Source organism: Micromonospora sp. LZ34 (genome assembly GCF_052981855.1).
In genome coordinates this window covers 43,574-64,902 of record NZ_JBRIQN010000033.1, presented here as the reverse complement: position 1 = coordinate 64,902, position 21,329 = coordinate 43,574, and the positions used below count along the sequence as shown (strand labels likewise).

Sequence of the window (21,329 nt, the reverse complement as noted above, 5' to 3'; positions counted from 1 at the left end):
CAGCGAGTGAATCATCGATGCAGCGCGTTGGTGCCTCATGGCGGCACGGAGCGAAGCGGAGTGCCGGCATGAGCCACCGGATCCCGCTCGGCGACACCGGCTGGTGGGTGTGGCGCGACGTCGTGCTGCGGACCGCCGGCTTCCCGGCGGCCGGGCTCGACGCCTTCGCCGCGCCCGACGCCGCGGCCGCCGCCGACGCCCTGCTGGCCGGGGAGGGCGTCGCCGAGGTGTTCGAGAAGGCGCTCGCGACCGCGCTCGCCGACAGTTCGGCGGTGTGCGGCGAGATCGCCGCCGACCCGCTGCTGCGCGAGGCGGTCACCTGGCAGAACCCGGAGATGCTGATCGCGCTGGACGGCCTGCTGCGCACCGACCCGACGGTCCGCAACGTGCGGCGCCGCAAGCGCGAGCTGAGCCTGCTGCGCTACTGGCAGCGCTACTGCGGCAAGGCCGAGACGATCGGCTTCTTCGGCCCGGTCTGCTGGGGGCGGCTCGACCCCGACGAGCCGACCACCCGGCTGCGGCCCGGTCCGGCGCTGGTGTCCCGGCGCGAGGTCCACTTCGAGGCGTGGGCGCTGATCGCGTACGGCGACCGGCTCGCCGACGACCTGGCGGTGCGGCGTTGGTGGGCACCGGCGCTGCCGCCGCACCTGAGCCTGTCCGGCCGGCAGGTCACCCGGCCGCTGCTGCCGCCGACCGAGCTGACCGCCGTGGAGGCGCGGCTGCTGGCCGCCTGCGACGGGCGTACCCCGGCGGTCACCCTGGCGCGGCGGCTCTGCGCGGACGGGGCGCTGCGCGGCGCCGACGACGGCTACCTGCTGCTCGACCGGCTGGTCGAGCGGGACCTGCTGACCTGGGACGCCGGCCTGCCGGTCAGCCCCGCGGCCGAACGCGTGCTGGCCGAGCGGATCGCCGCGATCGGCGACCCGGCGGTGCGCGCCGAGGTGGCCGCCGCGTTCGACCGGCTCCGCGCCGCGCGCGACGCGGTGGCCGCGGCGGCCGGCGACCCGAACCGGCTCGGCGCCGCGCTCGCCGCGCTGAACGCCGAGTTCACCGCCGTCACCGGCCGGCCCGCCACCCGACAGGCCGGCCAGATGTACGCCGGCCGCACGGTCAGCTACGAGGAGGCCGCCTGCGACCTGTCCGTCACGGTCGGCTCCCGGGTGCTGGACGCGCTGGCCGAGCCGCTGGCGATCGTGCTGGCCGCGGCCCGGTGGCTGACCGCAGAGGTCGGCGCCGCCGGCGAGCGGATCCTCACCGAGCTGCACGCCGAGCTGCGCGCCGACGGGCCGGTGCGGCTGGCCGACGTCTGGGCCCTCGCGCAGGGGCTGCTGCTCGCCCCGGACGGCCCGATCGCCCGGGCCGGCGCCGAGCTGACCGCCCGCTGGGCGGAGCTGGTCGGCCTGGCCGCGGCGGCCCCGGGCCAGGCCGAGCTGCGGCTGCGCAGCGCCGACCTGGCCGAGCGGGCACGCGCCCTGTTCGCCGCCGACCGGCCCGGCTGGCCGTCGGCCCGGATCCACAGCCCGGACGTGCAGATCAGCGCCGCCGGCCTGGACGCGGTCAACCGGGGTGACTTCCTGCTCGTCCTCGGCGAGCTGCACCCGGCCTACGTCCCGTTCGACAGCGCGGTGCTGACCCCGTTCCACCCCGACCGGCGGGCGCTGCGGGCCGCGCTCGACGCCGACCTCGGTCCGGCCCGGGCCCGGGTGCTCTATCCCGAGAGCTACCCGCGGCACAGCACCCGGATGACGCACGCGCTGGACGGCCCCGCCGACCGGCAGTTCGGCTTCGACACGGCGCGCGGGGCCGACGTGGACCGGCTGGTCCGCGGCACCGAGGCGCTGGTCGAGGCGGAGGGCGACGGGTGGGTCGCGGTGCTGCCCGACGGGACCCGCTGGCCGCTGATGGAGATCTTCGCCAACCTGCTCGGCGCGCTGCTGCTGGACTCGTTCAAACTGCTCGCCCCCGCCCCGCACACGCCCCGGATCACCATCGACCGGCTGGTCGTCGCCCGGCGGACCTGGCGGACCACGGTGGCGGAGACCGGCCTGGCCGGCGTCACCGGCGAGGCCGAGCGTTTCCTCGCGGTCCGCCGGTGGCGGGCGCGGCTCGGGCTGCCCGAGCGGGTCTTCGTCAAGGTCGGCACCGAGGTCAAGCCCTGCTACACCGACCTCACCGGCCCGCTGCACGCCCAGTCGCTCTGCGCCATGGTCGACGCCGCTGCCAGGACCGGCCCGGACGTCACGGTCACCGTCAGCGAGCTGCTGCCCGACCCGGCCGACGCCTGGGTGACCGACGCGCAGGGGCGCGGCTACGTCAGCGAGCTGCGCCTGCAGATCACCGATCCAGTGAGCCACCGGGGAGTGAACGGGTGACCGACATCCTGTCCATCAGCGGCGTCCACGCCGACAGCCTGCCCTGGCCGGACGCGACGCTGGCCGAGCTGATCGTCGCGCAGGCCACCCGGACCCCGGACGCCGTCGCGGTGCGCCAGTGGGACACCCGGCTCAGCTACGCCGAGCTGCTGTCCCGGGCCGCCGGGGTGGCCGCGGCGCTGCGTGAGCGCGGCGTCGGCCGGCAGACCCGGGTCGGCGTCTGCGGCACCCGTACCCCCGCCCTGGTGGTCACCGTGGTCGGTGTGCTGCTCGCCGGCGGCTGCTACGTGCCGCTGGAGCCGGGCGGGCCGCGCCGGCGGCTGCGGGAGATCGCCGCCGACGCCGGGGTGACCGTGGTGGTCGGCGACGCGGCCGAGGCGGAGTTCGGCGACGTGGCCGGCGTGGCGGCGGTCGGGCTGCCCGGCCCGGCCCCCCTCGCGCCCTGCCCGGCGCGCCCCGGCGACCCGGCGTACGTGCTGTTCACCTCCGGCTCCACCGGCCGGCCCAAGGGGGTGCTCACCACCCACCGCAACGTGGTCGAGTTCGTCACCGGGTGCGCCGCGTTGACCGGCGCCGGCGCCGAGGTACGCAGCCTCGGCATCGCCTCGCTCGGCTTCGACGCCGCCACCATGGACCTCTTCCTTCCGCTGCTGCTCGGCGGTGCGGTGCAACTGCTCGGCAGCGAGGACCGGGCCGACCCGGTGCGGCTCGCCCGGTTCATCGCCGCGCACGAGGTGAACTGGGGGTTCATCACCCCGACCGTGCTGTCCATGCTGGACCCGGCGCAGCTGCCGGCCTGGCGGGTGGTGCTCTGCGGCGGGGAGGCGGTGCCGGCCGAGCTGGCCGCCCGCTGGGCGCCCGGGCGGCTCTTCCTCAACGGCTACGGGCCGACCGAGACCACGGTGCTCGCGGTCAGCGGCGAGTTGACCGCCGCCGAGACCGACCCGGTGCCGATCGGCCGGCCGCTGCCCAACCACCGGGCGTACGTGGTGGACGCGCAGCTGCGCCCGGTGCCGCCGGGGGAGACCGGCGAGCTGCTGATCGGCGGCCCCGGCCTGGCCGACGGCTACCTCAACCGGCCGGCGCTGACCGCCGAGCGGTTCGTGCCCGACCCGTTCTCGGGCCTGCCCGGCGAGCGGCTCTACCGCACCGGCGACCTGGTCCGGCAGGAGCCGGACGGGCGGATCGTCTACCTCGGCCGGGCCGACCGGCAGGTGAAGATCCGCGGCCAGCGGATCGAGCTGGGCGAGGTGGAGGCCGTGCTGGCCGACCTGCCCGGGGTGGACCGGGTCGCGGTGGAGGCCGTGCCCGGGCCGGCCGGCACCGACCTGGTCGCCTTCCTCGCCCCCGCCGACGCGCCGGACGACGACCGGCTGCGGGCGTACGCCGGGCCCCGGCTGACCGCCGCGATGCTGCCGGCCCGGGTGCTCCGCCTGGCCGAGCTGCCGGTCAGCCCGACCAGCGGCAAGCTGGACCGGGCGGCGCTGCGCGCGCTGGCCGCCACCGCCCGCCCGGCGGCCGAGCCCGCCGCCCGGGCCGAAGCCGACGAACCGGTGGCCGCGGCGGTGGCCCGGATCTGGGGCCGGCTGCTCGGCGCCGCCCCCGACCCGGCGACCGACTTCCTCGCCGCCGGCGGCAACTCGATCGCGGCGATGCGGCTGGTCGCCGCGCTCCGCGCCGAACTGGGCCGGCAGGTCGACGCCCGGGACGTCTTCATCGGTCGCACCCTGGCCGGCCTGGTCGACCGGGTCCACGCCGCCGCCCCCGCCGACGGCGACGGGCTGACCATCGGCAACCCGCCCACCCTCTCCCCGCCGCAGCGGCGGCTCTGGTTCGTCGACCAGCTCGCCCCGTCCAGCGCGCCGTACAACATCGCGGTGGCGCACCGGCTGCGCGGCCCGCTGGACACCACCGCCCTGGGCGCCGCGCTGCGCGCGGTCGCCGAGCGGCACGACGTGCTGCGCTGGCGGATCCCGCAGACCGCCGGCGTGCCGTACGCGGTCTGCGAGGAGCCGACCGACGTGGCCGTCCCGGTGGTCGACCTGACCGGCAGCGCCGACGCCGGGGCGGAGTTGGCCGGGATGCTGACGGCCGGCGCGGCGCACGCCTTCGACCTGGCCACCGGGCCACCCTGGCAGGTGACCGTCTACCGGCTCGGCCCGGACGAGCACGTGCTGGCGATCACCCTGCACCACGCGGTCTTCGACGGCTGGTCGGAGAAGCTGCTCTACGACGACCTCGCGGCGGCGTACGCCCAGGCGGTCAGCGGGGACACCCCGCGGCTGCCGGCGCTGGCCGCCACGTACGCCGACTACGCGGTGTGGCGCGCCGAGCGGGACCGTCGCCGCGGCGCGGCGGACCTCGCCTGGTGGCGGGAGCACCTGCGGGACGCGCCGACCGTGCTGGAGCTGCCCCGCGACCGGCCCCGGCCGGCGGTGGCCACCTACACCGGCGCCGAGGCGGCCGTGCGGTTGACCGAGGCCACCGACCGGGCCGTGCGCGAGCTGGCGGAGCGGCGCGGCACCACGGTCGCCGCGGTGCTGCTGGCCGGCTTCGGCGAGCTGCTGCGCCGGCTCACCGGCGGCGACGACCACGTGCTCGGCGCGATCGTCGCGGACCGGCGGCTGGCCGCCTTCGACGACGTGGTCGGCTTCTTCATCGACACCGTGCCGGTGCGGGTACGCGGCGGCGCGGGGAGCTTCGCCGAGCTCGTCGACCGGTGCGCGGCCGAGCTGCACGAGGTGACCGCCCACCCGGGAGCGCCGCTGGAGAAGGTCGTCGAGGCCCTCGGGGTGGGCCGGGACACCTCCCGGGCCCCGCTGGTGCAGGTGCTGTTCAACGTGCTCAACTTCGCCCCGCCCCGGCTGGCGCTGACCGGCCTGGCCGCCGAGCCGGTCGCCGTGCCCAAGCCCGGGTCGCCGTTCGACCTCACCGTCTACATGGTCGAGCGGGACGCCCGCTGCGGCGTCGAGGTGGTCTACAACCCCGACCTGTTCGACGCCGAGCGCGTCGACGGCCTGCTGGCCGACCTGGCCACGCTGGTCGGCGCGCTGGCCGCCGCCCCGGACGCCCCCGCCGACCGGGTGGCCGCCGAGCTGCCCCGGCCGACCGTGGCCACTCCGCAGCTCGGCGCGATGACCGTGGCGGCCGCCGAGGCGCCGCGCGGCATGCTGCCGGCCGGCCCGGACGGCCTCACCGACACCGAGGAGCTGATCGCCGGGATCTGGCGGGAGGTGCTGGACCGCGACCGGGTCGGGGTCACCGACAACTTCTTCGACATCGGCGGGCACTCGCTCGCCCTGGCCGCGGTGCACGCCCGGCTGACCGCCGCGACCGGCCGCTCCATCCGGATGCTCGACCTGTTCCGCCACCCCACCGTCCGGGCGCTCGCCGCCAGCCTGGACGGCGCCGCCGACCGGCCGGAGCTGGCCCGCGCCGCGCTGCGCGCCGCCGCCCGACGCAGCCGTACCCGCCGTAACCCACCCCGCCGCCCCGGCGGCACCGCGTGACGAAGGACAGCCTGATGAGCAACCCGACCGCAACCGACCTGCCCGGCGACGGCATCGAGCCGATCGCGATCGTCGGGCTGGCCGCCCGCCTGCCCGGCGCGGCCGACGTGAACGAGTTCTGGCGCAACCTGGTCGACGGGGTCGAGTCGGTCACCGAGCTGACCCGGGAGGAGCAGCTGGCCCGGGGCGCCACCGTGGAGGAGGTGGACGACCCCGGCTGGGTCAACCGCGCGCCGCTGGTCGACGGGTACGACGAGTTCGACGCCGGGCTGTTCGGCATGACCGCCCGCGAGGCGGAGATCTCCGACCCGCAGCACCGGCTGTACCTGGAGTCCTGCTACACCGCGTTGCAGGACGCCGGCTACGACCCCGGCCGCTACGACGGGTCGATCGGCGTGTACGCCGGCACCGGCGGCAACCTCTACCTGCACCGCAACGTGTACCGCAACAAGCGGGTCGGCGGCAGCCCGCACGGCGCGGTCTCCATCGCCACCAGCAACTCGCCCAACTACGTCGCCACCAACGTGTCGTACCGGCTGGACCTGCGCGGGCCGAGCCTGACCGTGCACACCGCCTGCTCCACCTCCCTGGTCGCGTTCCACCTCGCCTGCGAGGCGCTGCGCAACGGCGAGTGCGACATGGCCCTCGCGGGCGGGGTGAACATCGAACTGCCGCACGTCGGCTACCTCGGCATGGACGGCTTCACCTCGCCCGACGGCCGGTGCCGCCCGTTCGACGCCGGCGCCAACGGCACCGTCTGGGGCAGCGGCGTCGGGGTGACACTGCTCAAGCGACTCTCCGACGCGATCGCCGACGGCGACCCGATCCGCGCGGTGGTGCTCGGCAACGCGATCAACAACGACGGCGCCGGCAAGGTCGGTTTCACCGCCCCGAGCGTCGACGGGCAGATGGAGGCGGTCGCCCAGGCCGTCGCGATGGCCGACGTCGACCCCCGCACCATCAGCTACGTCGAGGCGCACGGCACCGGCACCGCGATGGGCGACCCGATCGAGGTGGCCGCGCTCTCCGCCGTCTACACCAAGGACACCGACGACCGGGGCTGGTGCGGCATCGGCTCGGTGAAGTCCAACATCGGCCACCTCAGCCAGCCCTCCGGCATCGTCAGCGTGATCAAGACCGTGCTGGCCATGGAGCACGGGCTGATCCCGCCGACCATCAACTACGAGACGCCGAACCCGGCCATCGAGTTCGCCGACACCCCGTTCTACGTGGCCAACACGCTGACCAAGTGGGACACCGACGGGGCGCCCCGGCGGGCCGGAGTCAGCTCGTTCGGCATCGGCGGCACCAACGCCCACGTGGTGCTCGAGGAGGCGCCGGCGGCGCACCGCACCTCCCGCCGGGTCCGCCCGGCGCAGCTGCTGCACGTCTCGGCGAAGACCGCCACCGCGCTGGACTCCGCCGTGCGGCGGCTGGCCGAGCACCTGGAGGCCGCCGCCGACCGGGGGCCGGAACACCTCGCCGACGTGGCGCACACGCTGCGGGTCGGCCGTCAGGAGTACCCGCACCGGGTGGCCGTGGTCGCCACCGACCTGGCCGACGCGGTGACCGCGCTGAACACCCCGCGCCGTCGGCAGTCCGGCGCGGCCGAGGGCCCGGCACCGCGGCTGGCTTTCCTCTTCTCCGGCCAGGGCGCCCAGTACGCCGGCATGGGCGCGCAGCTCTACGCCGAGGAGCCGGCCTTCGCGGCCACCGTGGACTCCTGCGCCGAGCTGCTCCGCGCCGAGCTGGGACTGGACATCCGCGATCTGATCCTCGGCCGCGACCCGCAGGCGCAGGAGAAGCTCACCGAGACCCGCTACACCCAGCCCGCCCTGTTCGTGGTCGAGTACGCCCTGGCGATGCTCTGGCAGTCCGCCGGGGTGCGGCCGGCGGCGATGATCGGCCACTCGATCGGCGAGTACGTCGCCGCCACCGTGGCCGGCGTGCTGAGCCTGGAGGACGCGCTGCGGGTGGTCGCCGCCCGGGGCCGGCTGATGCAGTCCATGCCGCCGGGCGCGATGCTGGCCGTCGCGCTGGACGAGTCGGTGGTCGCCGAGCGGCTGCCGGAGGGGCTGGCCGTGGCCACCGTCAACGGCCCCGGCACCTGCGTGGTGGCCGGCCCGAGCGAGGCGGTCGCCGCGTTCGCCGAGACGCTCAAGGGCAAGAGCAAGGCGCTGCGCACCTCGCACGCCTTCCACTCGCCGATGATGGAGCCGATCCTCGCCGAGTTCACCGCGCTGATGGCCGGGGTGCCGCTGCGGGCGCCGGCGATCCCGTTCCTGTCCAACGTCACCGGTACCTGGATCACCGAGCAGCAGGCCACCGACCCGGCGTACTGGGCGGCGCACCTGCGCCAGCCGGTGCGCTTCGGCGCCTGCGTGGCCACCCTGCTCGCCGAGGGCACCTGGCAGCTGGTCGAGTGCGGCCCCGGCAAGCAACTGGCCAACCTGGCCCGGATGCAGGTGGCCAAGGCGGCCGAGGCGCAGCGCAAGCTCACCCCGCTGGGCAGCCTCCCCGGCCCGGGCGAGACCACCGGCGACCTGGCCACCCTGCTCGGCGCCGCCGCCGCGCTCTGGTGCCAGGGCACCTCCGTGCGGTTGGGCTCCGACCCGGACGCCCGGCGGGTGCCGCTGCCGACGTACCCCTTCGAGCGGCGCCGCTACTGGGTCGACCCGGACCCGGTGGAGCAGGGCGCTGCGGTGCCGGCGGAGACCGGTCCCCGGCCGCTGCCGGAGTGGTTCGCGGTGCCGGTCTGGCGGCAGGCCGCGCCCGAGCCGCGGACCGTGCCGCCGGGCCGCTGCCTGGTCCTGGTCGCCGGCCCGCGCGGCGACGCGCTGGTCGCCGGTCTGCGCGCCGCCGGCGCCGACCCGGTGGAGGTACGCCCCGGCGACGCCTTCGCGGCCACCGGCACCGGCTACCGGCTGCGCCCCGGCGTCCGGGACGACTACGACGCGCTGGTCGCCGCGCTGGCGGCCGACGGCGTGCCGGCCCGGCTGGTGCACGCGTTCACCCTCGACGGCGAGCCGGCCGGCACCGACATCGTGGCCACCTGGGCGGCCCAGGACCGGGGCTTCTTCAGCGCCCTGCACCTGGTGCAGGCGCTGGCCGGCGCCGGCCTGACCGCCGCCGAGGGCGGCCTCACGCTGGATCTGGTGACCAGCGGCATCGGCGACGTCAACGGCCCCGACCTGCGCCGGCCGGAGCACGCCACGCTGGCCGGGCTGGCCCGGGTGCTGCCGGTCGAGCTGCCCGGGCTGACCGTCCGACTGGTTGACGCCGACCCGGCCGACGACGGCGGGCGGGCGCTCCTCGCCGAGCTGCGCCGCCCGGTCGACCCGGAGCGGCCCGAGGTGGCGCTGCGCGGGAGCCGCCGCTGGGTGACCGGCTACGAGCAGGTCACCGTGGACGCCGAGAGCGAGCCGGGGGCGCTGCGCGAGGGCGGCCGGTACGTCATCACCGGCGGCCTTGGCGGCATCGGCATCACCCTGGCCGAGGACTTCGCCCAGCGGGCCCGGGCGAAGCTGGTGCTGCTCGCCCGCTCCGGGCTGCCCGCCCGCGAGGAGTGGGACGCGTACCTGAGCGTGCACGGCGGCGCGGACCGCACCGGCCGGGCGATCGCGGCGATCCGCCGGATGGAGGCCGCCGGCGCCGAGGTGCTGGTGCTCGCCGCCGACGTCACCGACCCGGCCGACCTGCGCCGGGTACGCGCGGCGGCCGAGGCCGCTTACGGCGGGATCGACGGCATCGTGCACGCGGCCGGCCTGCCCGGCGGCGGCATGGCCGAGGTCAAGGAGCGGGCCGAGGCGGAGCGGGTGCTGGCGCCCAAGCTCGCCGGCACCCTCGCGCTGGCCCAGGTCTTCGGCGACCTGCCGCTGGACTTCGTGGTGCTCTGCTCGTCGATCACCGCGGTGATCGGCGGGTTCGGCCAGGTGGACTACTGCGCGGCCAACAACGCGCTGGACGCCTACGCCCGCTCCGGGCTGGGCTGGCGGGCGCCGGTGGTGTCGCAGAACTGGGGCGGCTGGGCCGAGGTGGGCATGGCGGTGGAGACCGACGCCCCGGCCGGTTTCCGGGCCGCCGGCCGGGACACCGTCACCACCCCGGTCGACCACCCGCTGCTCACCACGAAGGTGACCGGCCCGGAGGGCACCGTGCTGCACGGCCTGGTCTCCGCGGCCACCCACTGGGTGCTCGACGAGCACCGCATCGGCGGGGTTGCGGTGGTGCCGGGCACCGCCCACCTGGAGTCGGTCCGCGCGGCGGTGGCCGCCGCGCTGCCCGCCCCCGCCGAGGGCGCCTGCGTGGAACTGCGCGACGTGGTGTTCCTGGAGCCGTTCTCGGTGCCGGCCGGCAGCGTCGCCCAGTACCGGGTGGAGCTGACCCCGGGCGAGGACGGCGCCGACTTCACGGTGCGCAGCCTCGCCGCAGGTCAGGCGCGCACCCACGTGCGCGGCTCGGCGGGCTGGACGGTGGAGCCGGCCCCACCGGCGCGGGAGCCGGCCATCGCCGGTCGCCGGGTCGACGACGACTCGTCGTTCGGTCGGGGGCGCACCAGCATGCTGACCTTCGGGCCGCGCTGGGCCGCGCTGCGCGAGCACCACCTCGGCGACGGCGAGGAACTGGCCCGGATCGCGGCCCCCGCGGAGGCGGTCGGCGACCTGCCGGCCTGGGGGCTGCACCCGGCGCTGCTCGACGTGGCGACCGCGTTCGGCCGGGGCCAGGGCTCGGGCACCTACCTGCCGCTGTCCTACGGGCGGATCGTGGTGCGCGGGCCGCTGCCGGCGGAGTTCCACAGCCACCTGCGGCACCGGGCCAGCGCCACCGACGAGGTGGTCGCCGCCGACCTATCGCTGCGCGACCCGGCCGGCCGGGAACTCGTCGCGATCAGCGACTTCGTGCTGCGCCGGGTCGACCAGGGCGCGGTGACCGGCGGGCTGGCCGCCGCGCCGGCCGACACCGCCGCAGCGGCCCCGGCCGGGCCGACCGAGGACATCCGGCCGGTCGACGGCGCGGAGGCGTTCCGGCGCAGCCTCACCGCCGGGCTGGGCGCCCAGGTGGTCATCGCCACCCGGACGGTGGCGGACATCCGCCACCGGGCCGGCCGGGTGACCACCGAGAGCCTGGAGAGCGAGCCGGAGGCGACCGCCGCCACGCCGGCCGCGTCCGGGGGCGGCTCGGCCGCGCCGCGTACCGAACTGGAGATCACCATCGCCGGGGTCTGGCGGGACGCGCTGGGGGCGCAGGAGATCGGCGTCGACGACGACTTCTTCTCCCTCGGCGGCAACTCGCTGGTCGCGGTGCAGTTGATCGCGGCGATGCGCAAGGCGACCGGGGTCCGGCTGCCGATGCGCAGCCTCTTCGAGACGCCCACCGTCGCCGGCCTCGCCGCCCGGATCGAGGAGCTGCGGGCCACCGCCGCGCCCACCGACGAGCCGGCCACCCCGGCCACCATTCCCGCCATCCCGCGACTGCCCCGCGTTTGAGCACGAGAAACCAGGAGTGACAGAGCAATGAGCGACACGATCGCCACACTGCCGGTGGTCGTCGAAAACGACGGCCGGGAGCTGACCGAACTGATCGACGCCCGCCGCGCGGAACTGCGCGCGGCACTGGCCGAGCACGGCGGGCTGCTGTTCCGCGGCTTCGACGTGGGCGGGGTGGACGGCTTCGACCGGGTGGTGCGGGCGCTGTCCGGCGAACCGCTGGTCTACACCGAACGGTCCTCGCCCCGGCACGCCATCAAGGGCCGGGTCTACACCTCGACCGACTACCCGCCGGACGAGGAGATCTTCCTGCACAACGAGAACTCGTACCAGGCGCGCTGGCCGCTGACGCTGTTCTTCTACTGCATCACCCCGCCGCAGACGCAGGGCGCGACCCCGCTGGCCGACGTGCGCCGGGTGTACGCCGAGATCGACCCGGCGGTGCGGGAGGAGTTCGTGCGCCGGCGCTGGATGCTGGTCCGCAACTTCCACGCCGACTTCGGCACCCGCTGGCAGGACGTGTTCAACACCGACGACCGGGCCGAGGTCGAGGCGTACGCGGCGGCGAATCGGATCGAGCTGGAGTGGCGCGGCAAGGACGGGCTGCGGACCCGGGCGGTGCGGGACGTGGTGCACCAGCGGCCCGGCTCGGACACGCCGCGCTGGTTCAACCACGCCACCTTCTTCCACATCAGCACCCTGCCCAAGGACTACCAGGAGGGGCTGCTGGCCATGTTCGGCGCCGACGAGCTGCCGTCGAACACCTACTACGGCGACGGCGGGGAGATCCCCGCCGACGTGATGGACCACCTGCGGGCCGCGTACCGGGCGGCCAGCGTCCGCTTCGACTACCAGCGCGACGACGTGCTGGTGGTGGACAACATGACCGCCGCGCACGGGCGGGAGCCGTTCACCGGCCCCCGCAAGATCGCCGTCGCGATGGCCGAGCCGCACACCCCCGAGAGCGCTGGAGACAACTGATGGCCGAATCCCGTTTCCTGGTCGTCCGCAACGACGAGGAGCAGTACTCGATCTGGTCGGCCGAGCGCGACCTCCCCGCGGGGTGGCACGAGGCCGGTTTCGCCGGCACCCGCGAGGAGTGCCTGGCGCACATCGACACGGTCTGGACGGACATGCGTCCGCGGTCGGTCCGCGAGGCCGCGTCATGAGCGAGCGGAGCGAGCGAATCATCAGGCTCAGTGCGAAGGTGCCTCATGGCGGCACGGAGCGAAGCGGAGTGCCGGCATGAGCAAGCCCCGCGAGTGGACCTTCCCGGCCTCCTTCGCCCAGGAACGGGTGTGGATGGCCAACCAGCTCGACGCCGGCTCGCCGGTCTACAACGTCTCCAGCCCGTGGCGGTTCCCGGTCGGCCTCACCCGCGAGCAGGCCACGGGGGTGCTCGGGCAGGTCGTCGCCCGGCACGAGTCGCTCCGCACCCACCTGCGGATGACCGACGGCGAACTGGTCCAGGTGGTGCGCGCCGCCGCGCCGGTCGAGCTGCCCGAGACCGACCTGCGGCACCTGCCGGCGAGGCAGCGGGAGGAGCACGCCCATGAGCTGCTGACCGAGCTGGCCCGCACGCCGATCCCGCTGGACGCCCCGCCGCTGTGGCGGGGGCGGCTGGTCCGGCTCGCCGACGACCAGTTCGGCCTGTTGTTCGTGGTGCACCACGCGGTGTTCGACAGCCACTCGGCGGTGCTGTTCACCGAGGAGCTGGCCGCGTTCAGCCGGGCCGCGCTGACCGGTGCGCCCGCCGAGGTGCCCGAGCTGCCCGTCCAGTACGCCGACTTCGCGGTCTGGCAGCGCGACCAGCTCGCCGGCCCGGAGCTGGACCGGCAGCTGGGGTTCTGGCGGGAGCAGCTGGCCGGCGCGCCGGCGGTGACCGGCCTGCCGCTGGACCGGCCCCGGCCGGCGCAGCTCGGCTTCGCCGGCGACGAGGTGCGCTTCGACCTGCCCGCCGGGCTGCTCGACAGGGTCGGGCAGCTCGCCGCCGGCTCGGCGGCCACCCCGTACATGGTGCTGCTGGCCGCGTTCACCGCGCTGCTCTCCCGGATCTCCGGCGACGAGGACGTGGTGGTGGGCGTCTCCACCGCCGGCCGGGACACCCCGGAGCTGACCCGGCTGATCGGCATGTTCGTCAACCCGGTGGCGCTGCGCTGCGACCTCGCCGGTGACCCGACCTTCATCGAGTTGCTGGTCCGGGTCCGCGACCGGCTGGTCGACGCGATGGAGCACGGCGCCACGCCGTTCCAGCGGATCGTCGAGACGATCGCCCCGCAGCGGGACCCGTCGGTGCAGCCGGTCTTCCAGACCGCGCTGAACTTCATCCCGGATTCCGGCCTCGACCCGGCGCCGCTCGGCACCACCAAGGACGACCTGGCCTTCGACATCACCACCGGCACCAGCCGGCTGCTGTACCGGACCGCGCTGTTCGACCGGGCCACCGCCGAGACGGTCGTCGCCCGGTACGTCCGGCTGCTCACCGCCGCCGTCGCCGACCCGGCGCAGCGGCTGTCGGCGCTGCCCCTGCTCGCCGACGCCGAGCGGGAACTGGTGCTGTCCACCTGGAACGACACCGCCCGCGACGTCCCGCCGAGCACCCTGGTGGCGGAGTTCGAGCGGCAGGCGGCGGCCACCCCGGACGCGCCCGCGCTGGTCCGCGACGGCGTCGAGCTGACGTACGCGCGGTTGAACGCCGCCGCCAACCGGCTGGCCCGGGTGCTGGTGGCCCGGGGCGCCGGCCCGGAGTCCCGGGTCGCGCTGGCGCTGCCCCGCTCGGTGGAGCTGGTGGTCGCCATCCTCGCGGTGCTGAAGTCCGGGGCGGCGTACGTGCCGGTGGACACCGGCTACCCGGCCGGCCGGATCGCCTTCCTGCTGTCCGACGCCGAGCCGGCGCTGGTGCTGGCCACCCCGGACACCGCGGCCCTGGTGCCGGCCGGCGCGCTGGTGCTCGACGGCCCGGTCGAGGGCGACGGCGGCGACCTGACCGACGCCGACCGGGCCGCCCCGCTGCGCCCGGAGCACCCGGCGTACGTGCTCTACACCTCCGGGTCCACCGGCCGGCCGAAGGGCGTGGTGGTGGCGCACCGGGCGGTGACCGCCTACCTCGCCTGGGCCCGGGCCAGCTATCCGGGGCTGGCCGGGACGGCGCTGCTGCACTCGCCGGTGTCGTTCGACCTGACCGTCACCGGGCTGCTCGGCCCGCTCACCGCGGGCGGCACGGTCCGGCTCGCCGCCGTCGACGAGCCGGCCGCGCGGGCCGGTGGCCGGCCGGCCTTCCTCAAGGTCACCCCGAGCCACCTGCCGCTGCTCGACGCCGAGCTGTCGCCCACCACCGATCTGGTGATCGGCGGCGAGGCGCTCACCGGCGAGCAGCTCGCCGGCTGGCGGGCCGCCCACGGCGACGTCGCGGTGATCAACGAGTACGGCCCGACCGAGGCGACCGTCGGCTGCGTGGCCGCCCGGATCGCGCCGGGGGAGAACCTGCCCGCCGGGCCGGTGCCGATCGGCCGGCCGACCTGGAACACCCGGGCGTACCTGCTCGACGGGGCGCTGAACCCGGTGCCCCCGGGCGTGGTCGGCGAGCTGTACGTCGCCGGCGACCAGCTGGCCCGGGGCTACCTGCGCCGGCCCGCGCTCACCGCCGAGCGCTTCCTGCCCTGCCCGTACGGGCCGGCCGGGCAGCGGATGTACCGCACCGGCGACCTGGCCCGCTGGCGGTCCGACGGCACGCTGGAATACCTGGGCCGCCGCGACAACCAGGTCAAGGTCCGCGGCATGCGGATCGAGCTGGGCGAGATCGAGTCGGCGCTGCTGGCCCGGCCGGACGTGACCGCGGCGGCGGTTGTGGTCCGCACCGACTCCGGGGAGCCGACCCTGGTCGGCTACCTGGTCGGCCCGGCCGACGAGGCGGCGCTCGCCGCCGACCTGGCCCGGGAGCTGCCGGCGCACCTGGTCCCGTCGGCGTTCGTCCGGCTCGACGCGCTGCCGCTGACGCCCAACGGCAAGCTGGACACCGCGGCGCTGCCCGCCCCGGCCGCCGTCCCGGCCGCCGACGGGTTCCTCGCCCCGCGCACCGACGCCGAGGCGCTGGTCGCCGAGGTGTACGCCGAGATCCTCCAGGTGGACAAGGTCGGCGCGCTGGACGACTTCTTCGCCCTCGGCGGCAACTCGCTGCGCGGCATGCGGGCGATGGCCCGGATCCGGGCCGAGGTGGACGTGGACCTGCCGATGCGGGCGCTGTTCAGCAGCCCGGTGGTGGCCGACCTGGCCGCCCAGATCGAGCAGCGGATCGGCGCCGAACTCGACGAGCTCTCCGAAACCGAGGTCGCCGCGCTGCTCGCGGCGGAGAAGGACAACCCCTCATGACCGACCTGAAGGATCCGGCCCGGGACGCGGCCCGCCAGGCGTTGATCGCCCAGCGGCTGCGCAAGCGGCAGAGCGCCGCGCCCGCGTCCCGGATCGGCCCGCGCGCGGCGGACGCCGAGGTGCCGCTGTCGTACGCCCAGGAGCGGGTCTGGTTCATGGACCAGATCGCTCCGGGCGAGGCGGCGTACCACATCGCCGTGCCGTTGCGGGTGCGCGGGCCGCTCGACGTCGCGGCGCTGCGCGCCGCGCTGGCCGGGCTGACCCGGCGGCACGAGTCGCTGCGCACCCGGTTCCCGGCCGACGCCGATGGCCGGCCGACGGTGGTGGTGCGGGACGCGGTCGAGGTGCCGCTGACCATCGTGGACGCCCCGGACGAGGCCGCCGCGCAGGCGCTGGTGGAGGCGGCCGCGGCCGAGCCGTTCGACCTGGCCGAGGGGCCGCTGCTGCGGGCGCTGCTGATCCGGCTGGTCGCCGACGACGATAATCCGGCCTCCGCGCCGCAAGACGGCACTCCGGACCGGATGAACGTCGACGACCACGTGCTGTTCCTCGGCAAGCACCACATTGTCGGCGACGGCTGGTCGGTGGACGTGCTGCTGCGCGACCTGATCACCCTCTACCGCGGCGGGGAGCTGCCCGCCCTGCCGGTTCAGTACGGCGACTTCGCCCACTGGGAGGCGCGGGAGCTGGAGGGGCCGGCGGCCCGCCGGCACCTCGACTGGTGGAAGCAGCGGCTGGCCGGCATCACCCCGCTGGAGCTGCCGCTGGACCTGCCCCGTCCGGCCACCCAGACCTACACCGGCGACTTCGTGGAGTTCCGGCTGGACCGGGCCGCCACCGACGGGCTGCTCGCGCTGACCCGCTCCTACGGCGGCACCCTGTTCATGACGCTGCTCGCGGCGTACCAGGTGTTCCTGTCCCGGCACGCCGGTCAGGACGACTTCGCCGTCGGGGCGTCGGTGGCCGGCCGCTCCGCGCCGGAGCTGGAAGACGTGGTCGGCATGTTCATCAACATGGTGCCGCTGCGGGCCGAACTGGCCGGCGACCCGACCTTCGCCGAGCTGCTGGAGCGCACCCGGCGCGGCGTGCTGGACGGGCTGGAGCACGCCGAGGTGCCGTTCGCGAGGGTGGTGCACGAGCTGGGGCTGCCCCGGGACGTGAGCCGCTCGCCGGTGTTCCAGGCGATGTTCGTGCTGCAGAACTACGAGATCGGCCGGTTCAACGCGGTCTCCGACGCCAGCGACGTCACGTTCGACTGGACGCCGATGGAGCTGCGGGCCACCCGGTTCGACTTCGAACTGCACGCGGTGGAGACCGTCGACGGGCTCTACGCCAAGCTGGTCTTCAACACCGACCTGTTCACCCGGGACACGGTCGAGCGGATGGCCGAGCGGCTCGGCGCGCTGCTGCGGGCCGTGGTCGCCGCCCCGGAGACCCCGATCTCCGCGCTCGACCTGCTCGCGCCGGCCGAGCGCGAGCTGCTGGGCCGCTGGAACGACACCGCCGCCGACTTCCCCCGCGAGCAGACCCTGCACGGGCCGATCGAGGAGCGGGCCGCCGCCACCCCGGACGCGGTGGCGGTCACCTTCGACGGCCGCTCGGTGACGTACGCCGAGCTGAACGCCGCCGCGAACCGGATCGCGCACCGGCTGCGCGCCGCCGGGGTGGGCCCGGAGACCCTGGTCGGGGTCTGCGCCGAGCGCTCGGTGGAACTGGTCGCCGGGCTGCTCGGTGTGCTCAAGGCCGGCGGCGCCTACCTGCCGCTGGACCCGGAGTACCCGGCCGACCGGCTGGCGTTCATGGTCACCGACGCGGACGCGCCGGTGGTGCTGGTGCAGCGGCACCTGCGCGACGTGCTGCCGGAGACCGGCGCCACCGTGCTCGCCCTCGACGACCCGGCGGTCTGGGCCGACCAGCCGACCGCCGATCCGGCGCCGACGGCCGGCCCGGAGCACCTGGCGTACGTCATCTACACCTCCGGCTCCACCGGCCGGCCGAAGGGGGTGCCGAACACTCACCGGGGTATCGTCAACCGGCTCGACTGGATGCAGCGGACCTACCGGCTCGGCGGCGACGACGCGGTGCTGCAGAAGACCCCGGCCAGCTTCGACGTGTCGGTGTGGGAGTTCTTCTGGCCGCTGCGCGAGGGCGCCCGGCTGGTGGTGGCGAAGCCCGGCGGGCACAAGGACGCCGGCTACCTGCGCGACCTGCTGGTCGCCGAGCGGGTCACCACCGCCCACTTCGTACCGTCGATGCTGACCGTCTTCCTCGCCGAGGACGGCGTCGAGGCGGCGACGGCGCTGCGCCGGGTGATCTGCTCCGGCGAGGAGCTGCCGCTGGCCTCGGCGGTGGACTTCACCGTCCGGCTGCCCTGGTGCGGGCTGCACAACCTGTACGGCCCCACCGAGGCGGCCATCGACGTCAGCTCGTGGCACTGCGATCCGGCCCTGCTGGACGGGCTGACCAGCGTGCCGATCGGCGCGCCGATCGCCAACCTGCGGCTGCACGTGCTCGACCCGGCCGGCAACGAGTGCCCGGTCGGGGTGGCCGGCGAGCTGCACATCGGCGGGGTCGGGCTGGCCCGCGGCTACCACCGCCGGCCGGCGCTCACCGCCGAGCGGTTCGTGCCGGACCGGTTCTCCGGCGAGCCGGGCGCCCGGCTCTACCGCACCGGCGACCTGGCCCGCTGGCGCACCGCGCCCGGCGCGGCCGACCACGGCGTGATCGAGTTCCTCGGCCGGATCGACCACCAGGTCAAGCTGCGCGGCCTGCGGATCGAGCTGGGCGAGATCGAGAGCGCGCTGCGCGAGCAGCCCGGGGTGACCGAGGCGGCGGTGATCGTCCGGGAGGACAGCCCCGGCGACAAGCGGCTGACCGCGTACCTGGTCGGCGCGGCCGAGCACGCGGCGCTGAAGGCGGCGCTGAAGGAGACGCTGCCCGAGTACATGGTGCCGAACGCCTTCGTCACCCTGGACGCGCTGCCGCTGAGCCCGAACGGCAAGCTGGACCGCAGGGCGCTGCCGGCGCCGGTGGTCACCCGGGAGGCGTCGGTCGCGCTGGTCGAGCCGCGCGACGACACCGAGCGGCTGCTGGCCGGGATCTGGTCGGAGGTGCTCGGCGTCGACACGCTCGGCATCGACGACGACTTCTTCGACCTGGGCGGGCACTCCATGCTCGCCACCCAGGTGGTCGCGAAGATCCGCAAGGCGGAGCACGGCGGCCGGCCGGTCGGCGTGATGGACCTGTTCCAGCAGCGGACCATCCGCGAGCTGGCCGCCTTCATGTCCGGCGACGCCGGGCAGGAGGGGCCACGCCGGCTGCTCTACGAGCTGACCAAGGCGATCCCGGCGGCCCAGCGGGTGCTCACCTACGTCTGCGTCCCCTACGGCGGCGGCAGCGCCATCGTCTACCAGCCGCTCGCCGACGCGCTGCCCGCCGGGCACGCGCTCTGGTCGCTGGCGATTCCCGGCCACGACCTCGGGCTCAGCGAGGACGCGCTGCCGTTCGACGAGCTGACCACCCGGGTGGCCGAGGAGATCCTGGAGCGGATCGAGGGGCCGATCGCCCTCTACGGCCACTGCGGCGTGGGCAGCGCGATCGTCGCCGAGGTCGCTCGCAAGGTCGAGGCGGCCGGGCGGGACCTGGAGGCGCTCTACATCGGCGCGATGTTCCCGTTCGCCCGGCCGAAGGGAGCGTTCGCCGCGCTGCGTAACCGGCTGGAGCGGCTGCGCAGCAACCGGCACTACGCCAGCTGGCTGAAGTCCATGGGCGTGGACACCGACGAGCTGGACCCGGAGCAGGCCGACCGGATCATCAGCAACATGCGGGCCGACTCCCGGGCGTCGGAGGAGTACTTCACCGGCCTGCTCGACCGGCGGGCGGCGAAGCTGCGCACCCCGATCATCTCCGTGGTGGGCTCCGAGGACCCGGTTACCGACTACCACGCCGAGCGGTACGCGGAGTGGCAGTTCCTCAGCGACACCCTCGCGCTGGTGGTGCTCGACCAGGCCGGCCACTTCTTCCTGAAGTACCGCGCGGACGAGCTGGCCGAGATCGTTACCCGCACCCACCGGGCCGTCGCCGCCGATGACGTCGCCGCGCTCACCCCGGCCGCCCGTGGCGAGGACGCCGGCTGGGTGCTCGCCGCTCACCAGCGGGTCGGCGTCGACGACCGGGCGGGCGTCACGGCGGTCAAGCCGAGCATGGCCCGGTTCGTCGCGGTCACCGCGGGGCAGCTGGTCTCCACCACCGGGTCGGCGCTGACCGCGTTCGCCCTGCCGATCTGGCTGTTCACCCAGACCGGGTCGGTGGCCAACCTGGGGCTGCTCTGGGCGCTCGCGCTGATCTGTGGCGTGCTGATGCTGCCGGTCGCCGGGGCGATCACCGACCGGGTCAGCCGCCGGAAGATCATGATGATCGCCAGCAGCAGCGCCGGCGCGGTGCAGGTCGTGCTGGCCGCGCTGCTGTGGACCGACAGCCTGGCGCTCTGGCACATCTACGGCCTGGTCGCGCTGAGTCAGGTCGCCGGGTCGTTCCAACGCATCGCGTTCCAGTCGGCGGTGCCGCAGCTGGTGCCGAAGCGCTACCTCGGCCACGCGATGGGCATCACCCAGCTCTCCAACGGCTTCGCGATGCTGCTGATGCCGGTCTTCGCCGCCGGGCTGCTGGCCGCCATCGAACTCAAGGGCATCCTGCTGATCGACGTGGCGAGTTACCTGGTGGCGGTGCTGACGCTGGCGGTGGTCCGCTTCCCGGACCTGCTCGGCTGGCGGCCGAAGGAGCGGCTGCTGGTCGCCATCGCCAACGGGCTGCGCTACTCCTGGCAGCACCGGGGCTTCCGGTTGATGCTCGGATACTTCGCGGTGGGCAACATCTTCCTGGCGCCCGCGCTGGTGCTCGTCACGCCGCTGGTGCTCTCCTTCGGCACCGCGACGCAGGTGGCCCAGGTGGCGCTCGCCGAGGCGTGCGGCGCGGTCGCCGGCGGCGTGCTCATGTCGATCTGGGGCGGTCCTCGGCACCGGCGGATGGTCGGCGTGCTGATCGGCAACCTGGGCACCGCGGTCGGCTGCGTGCTGATCGGTTTGGACGCCTCGGTGGCGATGGTCTGCGTGGGCGCGTTCTGGCTGGCCATGGCGATGACCACGGCGCAGTCCATCTACGCCACCATCGTCCAGGTCAAGGTGCCGCAGCGGTTCCACGGCCGGGTGTTCAGCCTCAACCAGACCATCTCCTGGTCGACCCTGCCGATCGGCTTCGCGCTGCTGGCCCCGGGGGCCACCGCGCTGTTCGAGCCGATGCTCGCCCCGGGCGGGGCGCTGGCCGGATCGGTGGGCGCGGTGATCGGCACCGGCGAGGGCCGGGGCATCGGTTTCGCGTACGTCTGCTTCGGCGCGGCGCTGGTGCTGATCACCCTCGGCGGGTTCGCGATCCGGCTGCTGCGCCGGTTCGACATCGAGGTGCCCGACTCGCTGCCGGACGACCTGATCGGCGCGCAGGAGCGGGAGCGGCGCCTCGCCGCCCGCGCCGCCGAGCGCGCGGGGGAGAAGGTGCCGGCAGGGGTGTGAGACGGGCCGGGCCTCCGGCATCGGCCGGAG

Annotated in this window: 7 protein-coding genes; all 7 read left to right on the top strand. The window is 75.4% G+C overall.

The window, feature by feature from the left end; translation table 11 throughout:
- Window positions 1-68 precede the first annotated feature (68 nt).
- Window positions 69-2,372, top strand: coding sequence for a lantibiotic dehydratase (locus ACVCAH_RS27550; protein ID WP_447139128.1), 2,304 nt, complete (start codon window positions 69-71; stop codon window positions 2,370-2,372).
- Window positions 2,369-5,881, top strand: a complete 3,513-nt coding sequence (locus ACVCAH_RS27545) for an amino acid adenylation domain-containing protein (RefSeq protein WP_447139127.1) — start codon at window positions 2,369-2,371, stop codon at window positions 5,879-5,881. Before ACVCAH_RS27550 ends, ACVCAH_RS27545 begins: the two co-directional genes overlap by 4 nt.
- 14 nt (window positions 5,882-5,895) lie before the next feature.
- A complete protein-coding gene (locus ACVCAH_RS27540) occupies window positions 5,896-11,367 on the top strand; it encodes a type I polyketide synthase (protein ID WP_447139126.1) in 5,472 nt (1,823 codons plus the stop codon).
- 27 nt (window positions 11,368-11,394) lie between these two features.
- Window positions 11,395-12,348: a TauD/TfdA family dioxygenase gene (locus ACVCAH_RS27535; protein WP_447139125.1), complete on the top strand. Its 954-nt coding sequence runs from the start codon at window positions 11,395-11,397 to the stop codon at window positions 12,346-12,348.
- Complete coding sequence (locus tag ACVCAH_RS27530) at window positions 12,348-12,536, top strand: MbtH family protein (protein WP_302921344.1); 189 nt, start codon at window positions 12,348-12,350, stop codon at window positions 12,534-12,536. The genes ACVCAH_RS27535 and ACVCAH_RS27530 overlap by 1 nt, the downstream gene beginning before the upstream one ends.
- A gap of 76 nt (window positions 12,537-12,612) precedes the next feature.
- Complete coding sequence (locus tag ACVCAH_RS27525) at window positions 12,613-15,735, top strand: non-ribosomal peptide synthetase (RefSeq protein WP_447139124.1); 3,123 nt, start codon at window positions 12,613-12,615, stop codon at window positions 15,733-15,735.
- Window positions 15,732-21,299 (top strand): amino acid adenylation domain-containing protein, encoded by a 5,568-nt coding sequence (locus ACVCAH_RS27520; protein WP_447139123.1) that lies wholly within the window; start codon window positions 15,732-15,734, stop codon window positions 21,297-21,299. Before ACVCAH_RS27525 ends, ACVCAH_RS27520 begins: the two co-directional genes overlap by 4 nt.
- The last annotated feature ends 30 nt before the right edge of the window (window positions 21,300-21,329 follow it).

What these genes read in the sequence shown, in the direction of transcription:
- ACVCAH_RS27520 (WP_447139123.1), top strand. Translation starts at nt 15,732, where the DNA reads ATGACCGACCTGAAGGATCCGGCCCGGGACGCGGCCCGCCAGGCGTTG.
- ACVCAH_RS27540 (WP_447139126.1), top strand. Translation starts at nt 5,896, where the DNA reads ATGAGCAACCCGACCGCAACCGACCTGCCCGGCGACGGCATCGAGCCG.
- ACVCAH_RS27530 (WP_302921344.1), top strand. Translation starts at nt 12,348, where the DNA reads ATGGCCGAATCCCGTTTCCTGGTCGTCCGCAACGACGAGGAGCAGTAC.
- ACVCAH_RS27550 (WP_447139128.1), top strand. Translation starts at nt 69, where the DNA reads ATGAGCCACCGGATCCCGCTCGGCGACACCGGCTGGTGGGTGTGGCGC.
- ACVCAH_RS27535 (WP_447139125.1), top strand. Translation starts at nt 11,395, where the DNA reads ATGAGCGACACGATCGCCACACTGCCGGTGGTCGTCGAAAACGACGGC.
- ACVCAH_RS27525 (WP_447139124.1), top strand. Translation starts at nt 12,613, where the DNA reads ATGAGCAAGCCCCGCGAGTGGACCTTCCCGGCCTCCTTCGCCCAGGAA.